This is a genomic window from Arenibacter algicola (genome assembly GCF_018860365.1).
Lineage (GTDB): Bacteria > Bacteroidota > Bacteroidia > Flavobacteriales > Flavobacteriaceae > Arenibacter > Arenibacter algicola_B.
On sequence record NZ_JAHKPO010000024.1, the window covers coordinates 141579 to 159682 of the forward strand.

The following is an 18104-nucleotide window of genomic DNA, read 5'->3' on the forward strand; positions in this document are numbered from 1 at the left end:
CAAGAAAGTATGTAGGTTTCACCTTATGGACTCTAACCATGACTATCGGGATGCTCTACCTGATCTTTTAAGGTCATGGCGAGAATACCTAGCCGGTAGACAGGCATAGTGAGACAATCAGTTTTTGACTGACGAGATTGCTTTTGGTGAGGTTGATTATCCTGCCTTAATGTCCTCCCCCTAGCCCCCTCCCAAGTAGGGGGAATTTGATCCATGCAGTGCAAAGTCTCCTGACTTGGCACTTCATAAACCCTTTCGCGTAAAAAAACTAGCTTTTCGTTCCAATCCCTTTCGTTTCCTGTTTTCGTCATTGCGAACAAAGTGCGGCAATCTGTTTTTAGAGGAAAGAGCTTGCTTCGTCAATGTTGATGATTATCCTGCCTTAATGTCCTCCCCCTAACCCCCTCCCAAGTAGGGGGAACTTGATTATCGACAAAATTATCCAATACGTTCTCATTTAATGAAGAAGGTAATAAGGAGGTCTTTTACAAGTGTAATAACATAATTATAATGTGAGGAACGTCGATTTCCAGTAACTCCCCCTCCTTGGGAGGGGGCTGGGGGGAGGTCCGTCCAACTCAAATCCAAGGGAAGAAGCTGTTGTATTGTCATCACCATGAACCTTGAACCTTGAACCTTGAACACAAAGACCCTGTAATGCCAACAAAACAACAAAAGTGTATTAAAAGAAGGTTAATTTTTAAAAAGCCCCGAAGTTTTAATCGACTCAAAAACAACGTATTACACCCCTACCCTAACTCTTGGCAAAAATAACTGGGCCTAATGCAAACCAAATATTTACTAACTTGAAGGGTATAATTTAAGAACAAGGTGATTAGCTTTTCTCCTTAGGATCTTAAATACCAATAATACTGAGTAAATAATTTTTTAACCCTAAATAATAACAATGAAAAAAGTATTGTTTTTAACTGGAGATTTCACTGAAGATTATGAAACCATGGTCCCATTTCAAATGCTGGAAATGGTAGGATACACCGTACATACGGTTTGCCCGGACAAAAAAAAGGGGGACATAGTAAAAACGGCCATACACGATTTTGAAGGCGACCAGACCTACACGGAAAAGCCAGGTCATAATTTTGCCTTGAACTATAGCTTTGCAGATGTAAATGTATCCGACTATAATGGTTTGGTGATTGCCGGAGGAAGGGCTCCCGAATATTTACGATTGAACAAAAAAGTGCTCGAAATAGTACAACACTTTTTCACCACCAACAAACCTGTTGCCGCCATCTGTCATGGCATTCAAATTTTAACCGCTGCAGGTGTTGTTAAAGGAAGAAAACTCACTGCCTATCCAGCTGTGGGGCCGGAAGTAACCTTGGCGGGTGGGGAATTTCAATCCATTCCCGTAGATGGGGCCTTTGTAGATGGCAACTTGGTTACCTCCCCAGCCTGGCCGGCGCATCCTAGTTTTATAAGGGAATTTTTAAAAGTAATGGGCGCTAAGATCCAATTGTAAAGAATATAAAAAATAGCAACCTAGGTCCAAAGGATTTAGGACCTGTCATACGCTGAATATCCAATAGGCCCACTTAAATAAGTGGGCCTTGCGGATTTAAGAAAATGAGTGTACAACATCCCTTTCAACACATTTATTTATAAGGAAACAATGAAGAAAATAATGCTTGCGGCCGCTGTTTTAAATTGCAGTTTTTTCTACTTGTTCGGCCAAGAGGACCTATCCAAACCTTTTTGCGACTGCAATATAAAAGGAAGTACAACAATTTATGATTACCAGGCCAAGAAATGGATTTCAAGTGATATTGAGGATAGCCAAAAAGGCACTTTGCCCGCTTCCACCTTTAAAATCATCAACACTTTAATCGCCCTAGAGACGGGGGTGGTTAAAACTGAAAATGAAATAATTAATTGGCCGGGGGCCACGGATACAATTAAATACGGTTATCGCCCCGATATTTATCACGATATGTCCATGAAAGAGGCTTTTAAAACCTCGGCAGGTTGGGTATATGTTGAGTTGGCAAAAAAAATTGAAAAAGAAAAATACAAGCAATATTTGGAGGGCTCCAATTATGGCAACACCGACCTGTCCATAAACGATGACGATTTCTGGAATTTTGGAAATTTGGCCATTTCCCCTGCCAATCAAGTAGCCATTTTAATAGGGGTATATGAAGAAACGCTACCCTTTAAAAAGACTTCCTTTCAAATCTTAAAAGAAATGATGGTCCAGGAACAGACGGCAGATTATACAATTAGAGCCAAGACTGGTTGGACCAGGGACGGCGGTAAAGATACCGGTTGGTGGGTAGGTTATTTGGAACGAAGTGATAATGTCTATTTTTTTGCTACCAGATTGATCAAAAATAGGGCCGAAAAAAATCCCGATTTTGGCGCGTGTAGAAAAGAAATCACCAAGAACATCCTTCGGCAATTGAATATGTTATAATAAATCTCTCCGGATAACTATCGGGACGCTTAACCTATCATTTTAATGCCATTGCGGGAGGGCTGGGGAGAGTTCCACCCATCTATTCCACAAAAGAATCCGGCCAGGTACAGGGGTAGACTTTTTTTCCGTTTACCTCCCGTATCCAGGTATCAAAACTACGTTTCCCCTCTTTTAAAACAATTATTCTTGCCCCTTCTACAGGAGCTTTGTTGTAAGTTTTGGTTTTGGTAACCCTGCCATAGGCCAAGGCCATATTATAGTGCACCCCTATATAATCGTTATTGTGATCGTGGCCCACAAAGGTGCCCATCACATCCTTGGCTTCCAACATGGCGGCAAACATGCCTGTATTAATTTCCGGGCCACATTCCTGCTCTTTTCGTTTTCCTATGGCCTTTACTTTTTTGTTCTTCCACGCCTGGTAATATTCAGGCAACGGAATATGGAAAAAAGCAATGGCCGGTAGCGGCTGGTTGTTGTTTAACTGGGTGTATTCCTTACTTTTTTCCTTGTACCAGCTTACTTGGCTATTATCAAACCAGCCCCAACCGTCCACCTCGGGTTTTAGGGTGCTATAGGCATTGGAATCCATGATGTAAATAAGGGCCTTGTTTTTATTGTCGGTACTGCGGACAGGATATACAAAATTGGAGTTACCATAGGTATCCCCCTGGTCATTGTTTAGGCAGTAATTTAAATTCTGAAGGAAGTCGGCCACTTCTTTTCTGGAAAGATCGGCCTGGGAATCATGATTTCCAAGGGTGACTATCCAGGGCATCTTGGCTTCCGTAAAAATAGCTTCAAACTCCTTATATGTTTTTTCCGGATTGCCATCGGTGGCAACATCCCCTGTTAGGACCACCAGATCCGGTTTTTCTAATGCCATAATCTTTTTTATGGTAGTAAACGCATCCACGTTTTTATCGCTCTCCACATTAATATGGGTATCCGTAAACTGTACCACCTTAAATTCATTGTTCTTATTAAAGTGTAATTTGGATATGTCTTGGGATTGCACTGTGATGGTCAAAATAATATAAAACAAAAAAGCAACTCTAGTTCTCATGGGTACTGGCGGTCATTATGGTTAACAGTTTACAATAATAAGCAAGTTATTCCCTTTGGCACAAAATCATGATTATATTTTTGTTATTATTGGGAGTCCCTGAAATTGGGCTCATATTGAAGTAGCTGCTATGTCCACTTTTCATTGTAAGCCAACGTCGCTGATTCCCATTTACTGAAAACTGACTACTGTAAACTGTTTACTGAAAAAGGTCGTTCATCGAAGAATTTTGAACTTTATCGATTACTCCAATCCGAAACCATATATTCACTACCTTAGAAAGTTAGTAGCCAACTTTTGGTTGTAGTACTCCCCCAGCTATACCTCCACGAAAATAATAGGATAAATTGTATACATAAATGTATTAAAAAAACAGATTATCTAAAATGGAAATACAGGTACTTGTTACTATATTCTTATGTTAGTGACAATTCATAGCTTGATGAATTTCATCTAAAGAAATGTTTCGCTAACTTAAGCTACCCAAAAACCAAAATATATGAAAAGAAGACAATTCATAGTGCAGTCTGGTTTAGTGGCAATGAGTATGTCGGCCTTTGGAAGCGTTAGCTGGAATGGGAAAGAATTCGTGGGTGATACTCCTACCACCAGTGACATTCTTGGTCCATTTTATCGTCCCGGATCTCCGCTAAGAACCAACCTTATTCCGCCCGATAGCAATATGCCAATTATGGAGCTTTCAGGAACAATTTACGATGAGGATGGTGTCACTGTGTTACCTAATGTTTTAATCGAATCATGGCAATGCGATGAAAATGAAAAATATGATAACATTTCAAACGAATACATTTTAAGAGGTTCACAAAAAACAAATGAGAATGGGCAGTATAATTTTCGAACTATAATCCCCATTCCGTACCAGGATGAAGTAGTGGGCTGGAGACCTGCTCATATACACCTACGAATTTCCAGTCCTGATCGACAAGATTTAATTACTCAGGTATATTTCAAAAATGACCCCTATATATCCTCTGATCCCTCCGCAAATTCTAGCGAATCTCAGAACAGGATATTAGAATTACAACAAACTTCAACAGGTGAAACTCAGGTAGAATTCAATATTGTACTCGGACAAAGCTATTCACTTGATGATGCGGGATATCAAAAGATTACTGGATTATACCAAGTAGAACAAGGCTTGGTTGAATATTATCGAGAGGATGACTTGTTGTTTGCCAAATTAAATGGTCAAATCCTTGAGGGTTTTGTATATCAGGGAAACAACACCTTTGTAGGTGGCAATAAAATGAACAGTGTGAGATTTGAATTTTCCCTCGATGGTTCGACAAAAGCACATATTACATATTGGGAAAACTGGCCAGGAGTTGAAGGATTTCCAATGAAAATGGAAGGTATTACAGCTTTTAATTATGGTCATTGATAAATTCTGGGCAATAGTAAAAAGTCGCTAACAAATGCTAAATTGAATATGCAAGTTGAGGACTTTGAAAGGTCTCTACAAACATCATAATTAATCAAGTTGAGCAATTGCGGCCATACTCATTTTGGCTTGACGTTCCTGGTCATTGAAGCAAAATAAAATATGAAAACCATGTTAATATTACTTCGGAGAATAAGGCAAAAACTGTTGTATGAAGGTAGCCTGAAAAAATACATGTTATATGCGGTTGGAGAAATATTTCTCTTAGTTATAGGTATTCTAATTGCTCTGCAAATAAACAATTGGAATGAAGCGAAAAAAGCAAGAAAAATTGAACTCTATATTCTTAAAGAAATACATAAAAACCTCGAATTAGATGTACTAGACCTACAGGAAAATGACAGACTTCTTGCCAAATCTATAAATCATATGAAAATAATATTGGATTATTTAGACAATAAAAGACCGTATGATGATACTTTAGAACTCCATCTTCAAAGTTTTTCTTTATTCCCACATTTTTGGCAAAATACAAGCGGTTTTGAAATGCTTAAATCGCGAGGACTTGAAACTATCTCCAATGAAATTTTAAGAACTGAAATAACGTATCTATATGATAATGATTATGAATTAATGAAAACTTGGGAGAGAGAAATATTAGACTTTATTAATATTTATGTATACAAAGAGGAATTCTCAAAATTTCTGACTAAAAATTCTAAAACTGTTCCAAAGAATTATGAATTACTAATTGAAGACACTCATTTTAGGGAAATAGTTTCAAAGAATTCCTCTTTGTTCAAATATATTTATAATCGTTATTTTTCAGCCACTTTAAAAAGAGCCATAGTTTTAAATAAGAGAGTAAATACAGAAATTAATCAACTAGAATAGCATAATAAGCCCCGCTGGCGCGAGCATCACGCTCGCGCCTATACCTTTTACTGCGCAAAGCCCCTAGGCTTGAGCAATCAGAACCCTCCGTCTTCTCCTACGTCGAAGCCACCTCCCTTCGCACTTCGACTTCGCTCAGCACAGGTCTGAAGGGAGGAGCTCTTGGTTTCCGTCTTAAGCAATGATCATCCTGCCATGGTGTCCTCCCCCTAGCCCCCTCCCAAGGAGGGGGGACTTGATTCTCAACAAAACTATCCGATATGTTAGCACTTCTAAGTGAAAGCTATCTGAAAACTTTTTAAAAGAGTATTGACATTTCTAAAATGGGAAGAACATCGATTTCCAATTGCTCCCCCTCCTTGGGAGGGGGTTGGGGGGAGGGGAGGTCAACCCCGCTGTGCAAAGTCTCGACTCCTCTCGACCTGACAACAATTCGTCATTGCGAGCCAGTCTGCCGCCTAGGCAGGCGCAGCGCGGCAATCTGTCAATTGTTTGAAGAGATTGCTTCGTCGCCATAGCTCCTCGCAATGACGGATTGGTTTTGAGTGAAATAATCACAATAAAAACTTTACCCCCCCCCCCCGCTGGCGCGAGCGTCACGCTCGTGCCCAAGTAACATGGTGTACAAAATACCATGGCTTAGGTTTCAATCCCTTCCGTCTTCTCCTCCTTTGGTCGGAGAATCCACCTTGTCCTCCCGCGGAAAACGCGGGACAGGCTTAACCAAGGGAAGGAGCCTCTTATTTTTAACATTGTAAGCTTTTTACTGTTTACTGCTCACTGACCACCGTTTACTATTTAAGAAATCTTGTCCATTTTCTTTCTGATCTCTGCCAAGCAAAGATTACCAAAACTGCCTTCATGGGTGTGCCTTATGTCCCTTTTGGGGGTAAAGGTGCCCTCGTTGATTTCCTTGCCCATTTTCTTATAGGCATCACGGAAAGGTGTGCCGCTCAATACCAGTTCGTTCAAGGTATCCACACTAAACAGATAATCGTATTTGGGATCGTCCAGGATATTTTCATTTACCCGTATTTCCTTTAAACTAAAGGTCATAATCTCCAAACAGGCCTTTAGGTCCTGGATGGCAGGTACAATCACCTCTTTTACCAATTGCAGGTCCCTGTGATAACCACTGGGCAGGTTGTTGGTGATCAAGATCAATTGGTTGGGCACGGTCTGGAGTCGGTTACACTTACCGCGCACCAATTCAAACACATCCGGGTTCTTCTTATGGGGCATAATACTGGAACCTGTAGTAAGCTCATCCGGGAAGGAGACAAAATTAAAATTCTGGCTCATATACAGACAGATGTCCATCGCCATTTTGGACAGGGTGGCGGCAATGCTGCTCATGCCAAAGGCGGCTGCCTTTTCTACCTTGCCACGACCCATTTGTGCGGCCACTACATTGTATTTCATAGTTTCAAAGCCCATTTCCTCCGTGGTAAAACTACGGTCTATAGGGAAGGAACTTCCATAACCTGCAGCACTACCCAAGGGATTTTGGTCGGCTACCTTAAAGGCGGCATCCACAAAGTAAAGATCGTCTACCAAACTCTCGGCATAGGCGGAGAACCAAAGTCCAAAGGAAGAGGGCATAGCCACCTGTAAATGGGTATAGCCAGGCAACATCACTTTCTTGTGCTTGTCCGCCAAATTTAAAAGTAAGTGGAACAAATCCTTGGTCTGGTCCTTTATTTCCGTTAACTCATTCTTTAGGTACAAATGCATGGCCACCAAAACCTGATCGTTCCTGGAACGGGCGGTGTGAATCTTTTTACCGGCATCTCCCAACCTTAGGGTGAGCAGAAATTCAATTTTGGAATGCATATCCTCAAAACTGTCCTCTATGGTAAAGGTACCGTTCTCTATGGTCTTGGCTATATTGTCCAACTCATGTACCAGGGAATCGGTTTCCTTAAGGGTCAACAGACCAATTTTACCCAGCATTTTTGCATGTGCCTTGGAGGCGATTACGTCGTATTTTGCCAAAAGCAAATCCAGTTCCCTATCATTGCCCACCGTGAAATGGTCTATTTTTTTGTCGGTGCTAAATCCTTTGTCCCAAAGTTTCATTTGATATTTTTTATAGTTTTTTTATAGGTCAAATGTAATTCGCCATCAATCTTACCTCCTAATTAAATAGATCTATGTTGGCTCATTTCATCTATTTTTCAATTAACAATTAGCAATTAACAATGCCCTTTGTTAACAGGTTAATTTAATATTTACTATTCTAGTTTAAGATCCAATTTTTTATAGGTCAATTACAATGAACAAATCAACATTGTTAATTGATCACTGTTTATTGTTTCAAGAATCCTTGCAAGATCTTAATATACAAATCTATTCCTTCTTCTATTTCCGCTACATAAATAAATTCGTCCGCAGAGTGACTACGGGTGCTATCGCCAGGTCCCAATTTTAAGGACTGACAATATAAGGCCGCCTGATCCGAAAGGGTAGGCGAACCATAGCTGCTTCTGCCCAAGGCCAAGCCCGACTTTACCAAAGGATGGTCCTTATTGATGGAAGAAGAGTTTAAGCGCAACGAACGGGGCTTTACCTCACAAGGGGCTTCGGCAGTAAGTATGTCCGCTATTTCCTTGTTGGAGTAACAGTCGTTTACCCGTACATCTATCACCAAATCTACATGGCCAGGCACAACATTGTGCTGGTTACCGGCACTTATCTGGGTTACCGTAAGCTTTACCTCCCCCAGCACTTCCGATACCTTGGGAAACTTATAGTCCTTGAACCACTGCAGTACCTCTATGGTATTGTAAATAGCATTATTATCGTTGGGGTGGGCGGCATGGGATGGTGTACCACTTACCTTGCCTTCAAAAACCACCAAACCTTTTTCTGCAATGGCCAAATTCATCAAGGTAGGTTCCCCTACTATAGCCACATCTATCTTTGGCAGGATAAGCAACATACTGTTAAGTCCGTTGGGGCCAGAACTTTCCTCTTCCGCTGAGGCCACGAGCACTATATTATGGCTTAGGTTTTCCTGAGCGTAAAAATGGGTAAAGGTAGCGATAAGGGATACCAGGCACCCCCCGGCATCATTACTGCCCAGTCCAAATAATTTTCCGTCCTCAATATGTGGATGAAAGGGATCTTTGGTATAGGCCGAATTGGGTTTTACCGTATCGTGATGGGAGTTGAGCAGCAGCAAAGGCTTGCTCTCATCATAGTATTTGTTAAAGGCATATACATTGTTCTTCTCCCTTTTAAAAGGGATGTCGAAGTGTGTAAACCATGCCTCAATGGCATCTGCCGTCTTATCTTCTTCGGAGGAAAACGACTGAATTGAAATCAATTCCTGTAACAGCTCAATAGCCTTTTCCGTAAGTTTTTGTTGATCCATGTTTATAAGGTAATAGTGGTAAATAAGGTAGCATTAGGGTTTAACATATCCAAATCCCCAATACAGACCTTGCCCACATTTTTATGAAGTGCATGAAAGCAATTTTCCAATTTTGGCAGCATGCCATCCGCTATAATCTTCTTTTCCAATAATTCTTGGTAATTCTTAGGCTCCAGGTGTTTTACCACAGAGGTTTCGTCCGAAATATCCATCAACACCCCTTTCTTCTCAAAGCAATAGTAGAGCGTGGTGTCATAGTTCCCGCTCATCCCAATGGCCACTTCCGAAGCAATGGTATCGGCATTGGTGTTCAGCAATTGCCCTTCCTTGTTATGGGTAATGGCGCAAAACACTGGAACAAAGTCGGCCTGCAACAATTTGTCAATAGCCGCTGCATTTACTTCCTCCACATCTCCCGCAAATCCGTAGTCTATTTCACGGACCGGTCTTTTTACGGCGCGGATGGTATTGCCATCGGCCCCGCTAAGGCCTATGGCGTTGGTATCCCTGGCCTGTAGTTGTGCCACAATATTCTTATTGGCCAATCCGCCGTAGACCATGGTGATTACTTTTAGTCCCTCTTCATCGGTAATACGTCTCCCTCCTACCAATTTGGATTCTATTCCTAATTTTTCCGCGATTTGGGTGGCTAGTTTTCCCCCGCCATGCACCAAAATCTTAGGGCCTTCCATAGCAGCAAAGGAATCCAGGAATTTGTTGAGTTCGGTTTCGTTCTCAATTACGTTCCCTCCAATTTTTATTATAGATAGTTTTTGTTTCATATCTTTTTTTACTTCCCGCTTGGGTCTCTGTTTTTTTCTGACCAGCTGTTTCAGTGCTTTCATTGAGGTCTCAACTGCGCTCAGCACAAGTCTGATGGGAGAAGCTTATTTACGTTCTAAAATTATCTTTTATTTCACTTAATACCGATTCTAAATGATCAAATACCATTTTGTTTTCAAATCGTATCACTTTGTAACCCATTTTATTAAAATAAGCGGTTCTTTTTTCATCATAGTCCATGGCCTGGGGATGATTGTGGATTTCTCCATCCAACTCCACTATCAACCGCTCTGCTGCACAATAAAAATCCACCACGTATTTTGAAATACTATGCTGTCTAGTAAATCTTCTACCCATAAGTTGACGTGAACTTAACTGCTTCCAAAGAAATGCCTCGGCTGGAGTCAGTTTGGAACGAAGCTCACTCCTGAATCCTGCAAGTTCTTTTTTTGTATGTAGCTTATCCTTTGTCATTCCTTTTTTACAGCTCGCCTAACTTTCGTCCTTATTCCAAAATCCGCGCTTTCAAAACCCTCCGTCTTCGCTTGTGGCGAAGCCACCTCCCTTCGTCTGAAGGGAGGAGCCGTGTTAACATTTCAAAATTATATTTATTACTCAAATCAAACAGCTCCCCTCTTGGAACGAAGAGGGGAATGAATTTCCCCGCCACTAGCGGGGAGAGAAAGGGGAGTTTGAAATCCCTAACCTTTGGTCTAAACCCAAACTTTCTCTTTTGTTCCAAAATCCGCGCCTTCAAAACCCTCCGCCTTCGCTTGTGGAGAAGCCACCTTCCCTTGCTAAGGGAAGGAGTCCCTTATTTTCATCATTCACTGTTCACTACCACTGTATACTGACTACTGCAAACTGTTTACTGTAAACTGCCAACTGAATACTGTTCACTGACAACTGTGCCTAAGCACCCAGACTCTCCAGCAACTTCTTCAACACAATCTGTGCGGAATAGGTCCTGTTGTTGGCCTGTTGAATGGTCAATGAATTATTGCCGTCCAAAACCTCATCGGCTACCACTACATTTCGCCTTACGGGCAGACAGTGCATAAACTTGGCATTGCCCAACTTTTTATTGGTCATGGTCCAATTTTTATCTTGGTTGATCACCTTGCCATAATCCTGGTAGCTGCTCCAGTTTTTAACATAGACAAAATCGGCATCTTCCAAAGCCTTGTCCTGATCGTATTCTATTTTGGCACCCTTGGTCACCTCAGGATTTAGATCGTATCCTTTGGGGTGGGTAATTACAAAATCGGCCTCCTGCAAATGCATCATTTCCACAAAGGAATTGGCCACTGCATGCGGCAATGCCTTTGGGTGTGGCGCCCATGACAAGACTACTTTTGGTCTTTTCTTGGTATTGTTTTCCGCTAGGGTTATGGCATCCGCCAAAGCCTGTAACGGATGGCCTACGGAACTTTCCATATTTACCACCGGTATCCCGGCATACTTTTTAAAACCGTTCATGACCACTTCGGCCTCGTCCTTTTCCTTATCGGTCAAGGAGGCAAAGGCCCTGATAGCCACTATATCGCAATATTGTGCTACTACCTGTGCAGCTTCCTTGATGTGCTCGGAAGTGCCCTGATCCATGATGGTGCCGTCTCCATATTCCAATGCCCATCCTTCACTTCCAAAGTTCATTACTATAACCTCCATCCCCAAGTTCATGGCCGCTTTCTGTGTGCTTAAACGGGTTCTTAGGCTGTTGTTAAAGAATAACAAGCATATGGTCTTGGTCTCTCCCAAGGCTTTAAATTGAAGCGGATTCGCCTTTAATGATCTAGCTTCTTCTACCCATTGCGGTAGGGAATCGATATCTTTTAAGGATAAATAGTGTTGCATTTCTTTATTTTATGGTTGTAAAAGCGGTTTTGTTCTCTATCGCATCGATGATAAAATTGTCCTTTAGGCCATTTACGATCCAGGTTTCTATATTGGCCTGTCTGGCGATGTTGGCTGCCTCGATTTTGGATTCCATGCCTCCGGTACCATGGGAAGATTTGGAACTACTGACCTCATTTTGCAGATCGGCCAGATCGCTTGCCAAACGAATGGTTTCTGGAACCTTGTTGGCAAACGATTCCTTGGTGTATATGCCATCGGTGTTGGTAGCAATGATCAATAGATCTACCTTCATCAAGGCTGCCGTTAATGCCGCCAATTTATCGTTGTCCCCAAACTTGATCTCATCGGTCGCTACCGTATCGTTCTCGTTGATGATGGGGATAAAATTATTGGCCACCAGTACGTTGATGGTATTACAGATATTTTCCTTGGAAACCTCTTTTTCAAAATCGGAATAGGACAAAAGACATTGGGAAGTAAACAATCCCAACTCCCTAAAGTTCTCTTGAAAAATTCGCATTAAATGGGGCTGACCTATGGAAGCCAAGGCCTGTTTAACGGTAATTTCCTGCCCGTTGTGTTCCAATTTTACAAACTGCTTGGCAGCGGCAATGGCCCCGGAACTTACAATGATGAATTCGTAACTATCCTTAAGTTTTGCGATTTGCCTCCCAATATCCTCGATTTTCCCCCTAGAGATATGGTCCGTTTCTTTGGTAAGGGTATTGGATCCTATTTTTAATAATATTCTTTTCTTCTGCATGCTCTTTTTTTTAGACCTATTGTTAGGTCTGGCTACTACCTTATTTGACCATCGCCCTTTACATACCATTTGTTGGTCACCAAATGCTGTAGGCCAATGGGCCCCCTTTGGTGCAATTTATCCGTGCTGATGGCCAATTCCCCGCCCAGTCCAAATTGTCCACCATCCGTAAAACGGGTAGAAACATTATGATATACTGCCGCGGAATCTACGGAATTCATAAAAAGGTCGGCTTCCTGTTCCTCTTCGGTAACGATTACCGCGGAATGTCCCCCGCCATAGGTATTTATCTTTTCAACAGCTTCCTCCGTATTTCCCACTTCCCCGATAAGGATCTTATAATCCAAAAATTCTTCAAACCAACTTTCCTCTCCAGTAATTTCGGAAGTACCCTCTGTTTCGGCCAGGCTGTTATCTACCAGTATTTCAACTTTTTTCGCTTTTAATTCAGCTATCAAATCTTTTATAAAAGCTTCCTTGTTGGGCAGTTCGCTATCTATCAACACCTTGTCCAAAGCATTACAGGCCGATATCTTTGTGGTTTTGGCGTTAAGGATAATGGACATTGCCTTTTTTAGGTCCGCCTTGGGGTGAACGTAAAGAAAGTTATTTCCCCTTCCACTGACTATTACCGGACAGGTAGCATGCTTTTTGGTAAAAGCGATCAGCTTTTCCCCTCCACGTGGTACTATCAGGTCTAACTTTTGGGTAGGCTTTTCCAAAAAGGCCTGTGTCTGTTCCCTATTAAATTCCAGATAAGTGACCCAATCTTTGGAAATGCCGTGTTGCTCCAAGGACTTATGCCAGAAATTCACCAATATCAAATTGCTTTGAAGCGATTCCTTTCCGCCTTTCAACAAAATTTTATTGCCCGATTTAAAGGCAATGGCAGCAGCTTCAATGGTAACATCTGGCCTAGATTCATAAATGATCAGGACCGTGCCAAAAGGCGCCGTTTTATTGCTAACGTGCATCCCATTTTCATGGGTAAAATTAAAACGTTCCAAGCCCAAGGGGTCTTCCTGGCTCGCCAACTGCTGCAGGGATAGGATCATACCTTCAATCTTGGCATCGTCTACCTTGAGTCGGTCGTACATGGCCAAATCATCGCCATTATAGGCCTCGAGGTCTTTCTTATTGACCTCCAGAATTGTGCTTCGTTCCGCATCGATCAGCTGTGCCATGGTACTTAGCACCGCATTCCTTTGGGCTATGTCTAAATACAAACTCATGCCAATTCCTTTTTTAAGGCATCAAAAAACTGATCCAAATTTTCCTTGGTAATATTCAATGCCGGTAATACTCTCAATACATGTTTGTCACTGGCGCCACCGGTGAACATATGTTGATTGTGAATGAGTTTCTTTCGTAGCTCCGCCACTTCAAAATCAAATTCCAGCCCCAACATAAGTCCCATTCCCTTTACCCTTTTTACTTGTGGGATGGAAGCTGCTTTTTCCTTGAAGTATTCGAAAAGCTCTGCGGCATTTTCAATTAAATTTTCTTTCTCGATTACTTCCAACACTGCCAATCCTGCGGCACATGCCAAGTGATTGCCCCCAAAGGTGGTTCCCAGCATACCATAGGAAGCCTTGATGCTATCATGGATCAGGACCCCGCCTATAGGAAATCCGTTGCCCATTCCCTTGGCTACCGTAATAATGTCCGGTTTAATGCCATAGTGTTGGAAGGCAAAAAATTTACCACTTCTTCCATAACCACATTGCACCTCATCTGCAATAAGCAGTGCACCATTTTCCTTACATAGTGCAGCTATATTCTTATAAAACTCTTGGGAAGGCTGGTCCAGACCCCCTACCCCTTGAATGGTCTCTATAATTACGCAACACACATCCCCTTTGGAAATCTCGCTTTTAAAAGCAGCCAAATCCTCGAAGGGAAGTATGGTTACCTTTTGTTGCTTGTTTATAGGAGCATTTATCTTTTCATTATCGGTAGCGGCCACAGCGGCAGAAGTTCTACCGTGAAATCCGTGCTTAAAGGCGATTACCCTAGATTTACCCGTTTGGAACGATGCCAGTTTTAAGGCATTTTCGTTGGCCTCTGCCCCGGAATTGCACAGGAAGAGATTGTAATCTTCACAGCCCGAAAGTTCTCCCAATTTATGCGCCAAGGCTTCTTGTATAGGATTCTGAATGGCATTGCTATAAAAACCGATCTTGTCCAACTGCTCCTTCAATCTTTTCACATAATGTGGATGGGAATGTCCTATGGAAATTACGGCATGACCACCGTAGAAATCCAAATATTCCTGGCCTTTTTCATCGGTAACCGTTATTCCCTTGGCCGAAACGGGAGTAACGTTATATAATGGGTATACATCAAATAATTCCATCTTCTATATTGTATTATGAACCTCCCTTGTATAATAACCTTGAAGGTTTAGGTAGAGGTTATCCTTTTTTTATTTCGTTTATCTTGTCAAATGAGGCCACTATACCTCTGATCAGGGAGGAGCTTAGTCCTTGGTGTTCCATTTCGTTCAATCCGGAAATGGTACATCCCCTTGGAGTAGTTACCTTATCTATTTCATTTTCTGGGTGACTGTCAGATTCTATAAGTAGACTAGCAGCCCCATTACAGGTATGCATGGCCAATTCCTGTGCTTCCTTGGCATCGAATCCCAATTGAATGGCCCCTTGTGTGGTGGCTCTAATCAATCGCATCCAAAACGCAATTCCACTGGCACAAATAACGGTTGCGGCCTGCATCTGGTCTTCCGGAATTTGCATGGAATGCCCCATACGGTTAAAGATGGCCTTGGCCAGGTCTACCCTTTTGGCCCCTTTCTCATTGCTGCAGATACAGGTCATGGATTTCCCTACGGAAATAGCGGTATTGGGCATGGCACGAATAATAAAGTGATCCGGCCCTATAACCTCTTCCATTCTTGCAATACTAAAACCGGTAATGGTAGAAATAATAACATGCTTTTCCGTAAGTATGTCCTTTACCTCTCCTAAAATCTTAACAAATTGGCCTGGCTGAACGGCAAAAATTAAAATGTCCGATTTGGCCACTGCTTCCCTATTATCTGTAGTGGTGGTAACAATTCCATATTTTTCAATCTCCTTAAGCCCGTTAAGATTTCTCTTGGTAAGGACCATGGAAGTGGCCCCATTAGTGCTCAAAATGCCTTTGGCTATGGATAGACCTAAATTACCTGCTCCAATAATGGCTATTTTCATTCCTTAATTGTTATTTGTTTCCTTCCTACTTCTGCAGCAAGGGTTGATTGGTTTATTCTTAGTTTATCGGTTTACCTTTTTCCACTACCGTTGACCTACTGGGCCGACCGATATTAAAATACGCCCGCTTTTAATTGCAGGCCTTCCGTTTCCTTAAATCCGAACGCCAAGTTCATATTTTGCACGGCCTGTCCTGAAGCCCCTTTCAACAAATTATCTATGGCCGAGGTAATCAAGAGCGTATTGTTGTGCTTGTGCAAATGAATATGACATTGGTTGGTATTCACTACCTGTTTTAGGTTGATGTCCTCTTCCGTCACCTGGGTAAAGGCCGCATCCTTGTAAAACTCGTTGTACAGTTCATAAGCTTCCTCCAAACTCCCATCGAATTCGGTATAGGCCGTGGCCAAAATTCCCCTGGTAAAATTACCCCTGTTGGGCAAAAAAAACAGTTCCCCGGTATTTTCCTGAAGACTGTGCAAGCTTTCATTTATTTCCCCCAAGTGCTGATGCGTAAAGGGCTTGTACCAGGACACGTTATTGTTCCTCCAGCTAAAATGTGAGGTAGATGAAAGGCTTACTCCCGCCCCTGTACTTCCGGTTACGGCATTTATATGCACCGGTTTATCCAGTTTATGGGCCTTTGCCAATGGCAACAATCCCAACTGAATAGCCGTGGCAAAACAACCTGGGTTGGCAATATATTTCGCCTTTTTAATTTCTTCCTTCTTCAGTTCGGGCAAGCCGTAGACAAAAGCTTTTCCGTCCAGAACGGCATCGGCCTCCAGCCTAAAATCATTACTTAAATCTATGATCCTAGTGTTTTCGGAGAACTCATTTTCCTTTAAAAAACTAGTAGAGTTCCCGTGGCCAAGACAAAGAAATACTACATCCACATCCTTGTTTACCTCTCCTGTAAATACAAGATCGGTAACCCCCAAAAGGTCCGGATGTGCCGTGGTAATTTTTTTACCTGCCCTAGTGGTACTAAAAACAAAATCTATAGTTGCATGGGGGTGGTTCAGGAGGATTCTGATGAGTTCCCCACCAGTATACCCTGAACCACCTATAATTCCTGCCTTAATCATTATTCTGATTTACGTGGTTATATATTTTTCCCGAATTGGAAAGTATTTTTATAAATCCTTTGGCATCATCGGCGGTCCATCCTTTGTTCATCTCGCCATAACTACCAAAAGAGGCGTTCATTAAATCGTGGGGTGAAGATATCCCGTCCAATTCAAATCGATAAGGGTGCAGACTTACAAAAACATCACCGCTTACATTCTTTTGGGTATCGGTGAGGAAGGCCTCGATATTGCGCATAACCTCATCCAAATAATTCCCTTCGTGCAACAGCATACCATAGAAATTGCCCTGCATTTCCTTTTGATACTGTTGCCATTTGGTAAGGGTGTGTTTTTCCAATAAATGATGGGCCTTGATAATGATCAAGGAAGCAGGTGCTTCAAACCCTACCCTACCTTTTATGCCAATAATGGTATCCCCAACATGGATATCCCTACCTATGGCATATTTGGAAGCAATAGCCTCCAATTTTATAATGTTGTTCACAGGAGTATCATTATCGCCATCCAAAGCAATTAATTCACCCTTGTGGAAAGTAAGTTTCAACTGAGCGGGTTCTGTCTTTTGCAGTTGGCTTGGATAGGCAGAATCCGGTAAGGACTTGTGTGAGGTAAGTGTTTCCTCGCCTCCTACAGAAGTTCCCCATAAACCTCTATTGATAGAGTATTTTGCTTTCTCCCATGGGTAATCTACCCCATTCTGTTTCAAATATTCAATTTCTACCTCCCTGGCCAATTTATTATCCCGAATCGGGGTAATAATTTCAATCTCGGGTGCAATGATCTGGAAGATCATATCAAACCTAACCTGATCGTTCCCAGCTCCAGTACTCCCGTGGGCAATATATTTGGCACCAACTTTTTTGGCGTAGTTTACAATTTCAATAGCCTGAACAATTCGTTCTGCACTTACCGATAAAGGATAGGTATTGTTCTTTAGTACGTTCCCAAAAATTAAATACTTTACTACCTTTTCATAGAAAGTTTGTACGGCATCTATGGAAGTGTAGGAAGTGGCCCCTAATTCCAAGGCCTTTTTATGAATGCTCTCTATTTCTTCCTTTGAAAACCCTCCTGTATTTACACTTACGGCATGTACTTCAAAACCTTGATCCTTTGACAAATACTTGGCACAATAGGAAGTATCCAATCCACCACTATACGCTAAAACTAATTTTTTCATGCTAAACTATTATTATTTTTATTTTCTCAGCAGTACTTTACTA

17 protein-coding genes are annotated in these 18104 nt (G+C 41.9%); 4 read left to right on the forward strand and 13 right to left on the reverse strand.

Annotated elements, in window-relative coordinates; translation table 11 throughout:
• Positions 1-32 precede the first annotated feature (32 nt).
• Complete coding sequence (locus KO529_RS19175) at positions 33-311, reverse strand: hypothetical protein (protein WP_215949476.1); 279 nt, start codon at positions 309-311, stop codon at positions 33-35.
• Between the two features lie 596 nt (positions 312-907).
• On the opposite strand from KO529_RS19175, the gene KO529_RS19180 reads away from it, so the two are divergent.
• Positions 908-1483: a DJ-1/PfpI family protein gene (locus KO529_RS19180; protein ID WP_085498746.1), complete on the forward strand. Its 576-nt coding sequence runs from the start codon at positions 908-910 to the stop codon at positions 1481-1483.
• A 150-nt stretch (positions 1484-1633) separates the two neighbouring features.
• Positions 1634-2434: a penicillin-binding transpeptidase domain-containing protein gene (locus KO529_RS19185; protein ID WP_215949477.1), complete on the forward strand. Its 801-nt coding sequence runs from the start codon at positions 1634-1636 to the stop codon at positions 2432-2434.
• 82 nt (positions 2435-2516) lie between these two features.
• Here KO529_RS19185 and KO529_RS19190 read toward each other — a convergent pair whose 3' ends face one another.
• On the reverse strand, positions 2517-3503 hold the full coding sequence (locus KO529_RS19190; protein WP_215949478.1) for a metallophosphoesterase family protein: 987 nt from the start codon (positions 3501-3503) through the stop codon (positions 2517-2519).
• Positions 3504-4002: 499 nt separating this feature from the next.
• Here KO529_RS19190 and KO529_RS19195 point away from each other — a divergent pair, with 499 nt between their 5' ends.
• Together KO529_RS19195 and KO529_RS19200 are read left to right on the forward strand one after the other, a co-directional pair.
• Positions 4003-4905 carry a hypothetical protein gene (locus tag KO529_RS19195; protein ID WP_215949479.1) on the forward strand — a complete coding sequence of 301 codons (903 nt, stop codon included), beginning with the start codon at positions 4003-4005 and terminating at the stop codon, positions 4903-4905.
• A gap of 162 nt (positions 4906-5067) precedes the next feature.
• A complete protein-coding gene (locus KO529_RS19200; RefSeq protein ID WP_215949480.1) occupies positions 5068-5799 on the forward strand; it encodes a DUF6090 family protein in 732 nt (243 codons plus the stop codon).
• Between the two features lie 798 nt (positions 5800-6597).
• On the opposite strand, the gene argH is transcribed toward KO529_RS19200, so the two are convergent.
• The 11 genes from argH to argG form a co-directional block, all read right to left on the reverse strand.
• The gene (gene argH / locus KO529_RS19205; protein ID WP_111622362.1) at positions 6598-7878 is read right to left on the reverse strand and encodes an argininosuccinate lyase; all 1281 of its coding nucleotides are present in this window, start codon (positions 7876-7878) and stop codon (positions 6598-6600) included.
• A 229-nt stretch (positions 7879-8107) separates the two neighbouring features.
• Positions 8108-9175: a M20 family metallo-hydrolase gene (locus KO529_RS19210; RefSeq protein WP_215949481.1), complete on the reverse strand. Its 1068-nt coding sequence runs from the start codon at positions 9173-9175 to the stop codon at positions 8108-8110.
• A gap of 2 nt (positions 9176-9177) precedes the next feature.
• Positions 9178-9957, reverse strand: coding sequence for an acetylglutamate kinase (gene argB, locus KO529_RS19215; RefSeq protein ID WP_215949482.1), 780 nt, complete (start codon positions 9955-9957; stop codon positions 9178-9180).
• Positions 9958-10066: 109 nt separating this feature from the next.
• Positions 10067-10432: an endonuclease domain-containing protein gene (locus KO529_RS19220; protein ID WP_215949483.1), complete on the reverse strand. Its 366-nt coding sequence runs from the start codon at positions 10430-10432 to the stop codon at positions 10067-10069.
• 438 nt (positions 10433-10870) lie between these two features.
• Entirely contained in the window at positions 10871-11815 is a 945-nt protein-coding gene (locus tag KO529_RS19225) for an acetylornithine carbamoyltransferase (protein ID WP_215949484.1), read from the reverse strand.
• Positions 11816-11819: 4 nt separating this feature from the next.
• Complete coding sequence (gene proB / locus KO529_RS19230; RefSeq protein ID WP_215949485.1) at positions 11820-12581, reverse strand: glutamate 5-kinase; 762 nt, start codon at positions 12579-12581, stop codon at positions 11820-11822.
• Between the two features lie 35 nt (positions 12582-12616).
• A complete protein-coding gene (locus KO529_RS19235) occupies positions 12617-13813 on the reverse strand; it encodes a glutamate-5-semialdehyde dehydrogenase (protein WP_215949486.1) in 1197 nt (398 codons plus the stop codon).
• Positions 13810-14937 (reverse strand): aspartate aminotransferase family protein, encoded by a 1128-nt coding sequence (locus KO529_RS19240; RefSeq protein ID WP_215949487.1) that lies wholly within the window; start codon positions 14935-14937, stop codon positions 13810-13812. The genes KO529_RS19235 and KO529_RS19240 overlap by 4 nt, the downstream gene beginning before the upstream one ends.
• A gap of 58 nt (positions 14938-14995) precedes the next feature.
• Complete coding sequence (proC, locus tag KO529_RS19245) at positions 14996-15790, reverse strand: pyrroline-5-carboxylate reductase (RefSeq protein ID WP_215949488.1); 795 nt, start codon at positions 15788-15790, stop codon at positions 14996-14998.
• A gap of 113 nt (positions 15791-15903) precedes the next feature.
• On the reverse strand, positions 15904-16878 hold the full coding sequence (argC, locus tag KO529_RS19250) for an N-acetyl-gamma-glutamyl-phosphate reductase (RefSeq protein WP_215949489.1): 975 nt from the start codon (positions 16876-16878) through the stop codon (positions 15904-15906).
• Positions 16871-18061 carry an argininosuccinate synthase gene (gene argG / locus KO529_RS19255; protein WP_215949490.1) on the reverse strand — a complete coding sequence of 397 codons (1191 nt, stop codon included), beginning with the start codon at positions 18059-18061 and terminating at the stop codon, positions 16871-16873. The genes argC and argG overlap by 8 nt, the downstream gene beginning before the upstream one ends.
• Between the last annotated feature and the right edge of the window lie 43 nt (positions 18062-18104).

Coding starts and splice junctions, on each gene's coding strand:
- argC (WP_215949489.1), bottom strand. CDS start 16,878: ATGATTAAGGCAGGAATTATAGGTGGTTCAGGGTATACTGGTGGGGAA.
- KO529_RS19220 (WP_215949483.1), bottom strand. CDS start 10,432: ATGACAAAGGATAAGCTACATACAAAAAAAGAACTTGCAGGATTCAGG.
- KO529_RS19175 (WP_215949476.1), bottom strand. CDS start 311: ATGACGAAAACAGGAAACGAAAGGGATTGGAACGAAAAGCTAGTTTTT.
- proB (WP_215949485.1), bottom strand. CDS start 12,581: ATGCAGAAGAAAAGAATATTATTAAAAATAGGATCCAATACCCTTACC.
- KO529_RS19190 (WP_215949478.1), bottom strand. CDS start 3,503: ATGAGAACTAGAGTTGCTTTTTTGTTTTATATTATTTTGACCATCACA.
- argB (WP_215949482.1), bottom strand. CDS start 9,957: ATGAAACAAAAACTATCTATAATAAAAATTGGAGGGAACGTAATTGAG.
- KO529_RS19210 (WP_215949481.1), bottom strand. CDS start 9,175: ATGGATCAACAAAAACTTACGGAAAAGGCTATTGAGCTGTTACAGGAA.
- KO529_RS19235 (WP_215949486.1), bottom strand. CDS start 13,813: ATGAGTTTGTATTTAGACATAGCCCAAAGGAATGCGGTGCTAAGTACC.
- argH (WP_111622362.1), bottom strand. CDS start 7,878: ATGAAACTTTGGGACAAAGGATTTAGCACCGACAAAAAAATAGACCAT.
- proC (WP_215949488.1), bottom strand. CDS start 15,790: ATGAAAATAGCCATTATTGGAGCAGGTAATTTAGGTCTATCCATAGCC.
- KO529_RS19240 (WP_215949487.1), bottom strand. CDS start 14,937: ATGGAATTATTTGATGTATACCCATTATATAACGTTACTCCCGTTTCG.
- KO529_RS19185 (WP_215949477.1), top strand. CDS start 1,634: ATGAAGAAAATAATGCTTGCGGCCGCTGTTTTAAATTGCAGTTTTTTC.
- KO529_RS19180 (WP_085498746.1), top strand. CDS start 908: ATGAAAAAAGTATTGTTTTTAACTGGAGATTTCACTGAAGATTATGAA.
- KO529_RS19200 (WP_215949480.1), top strand. CDS start 5,068: ATGAAAACCATGTTAATATTACTTCGGAGAATAAGGCAAAAACTGTTG.
- KO529_RS19195 (WP_215949479.1), top strand. CDS start 4,003: ATGAAAAGAAGACAATTCATAGTGCAGTCTGGTTTAGTGGCAATGAGT.
- argG (WP_215949490.1), bottom strand. CDS start 18,061: ATGAAAAAATTAGTTTTAGCGTATAGTGGTGGATTGGATACTTCCTAT.
- KO529_RS19225 (WP_215949484.1), bottom strand. CDS start 11,815: ATGCAACACTATTTATCCTTAAAAGATATCGATTCCCTACCGCAATGG.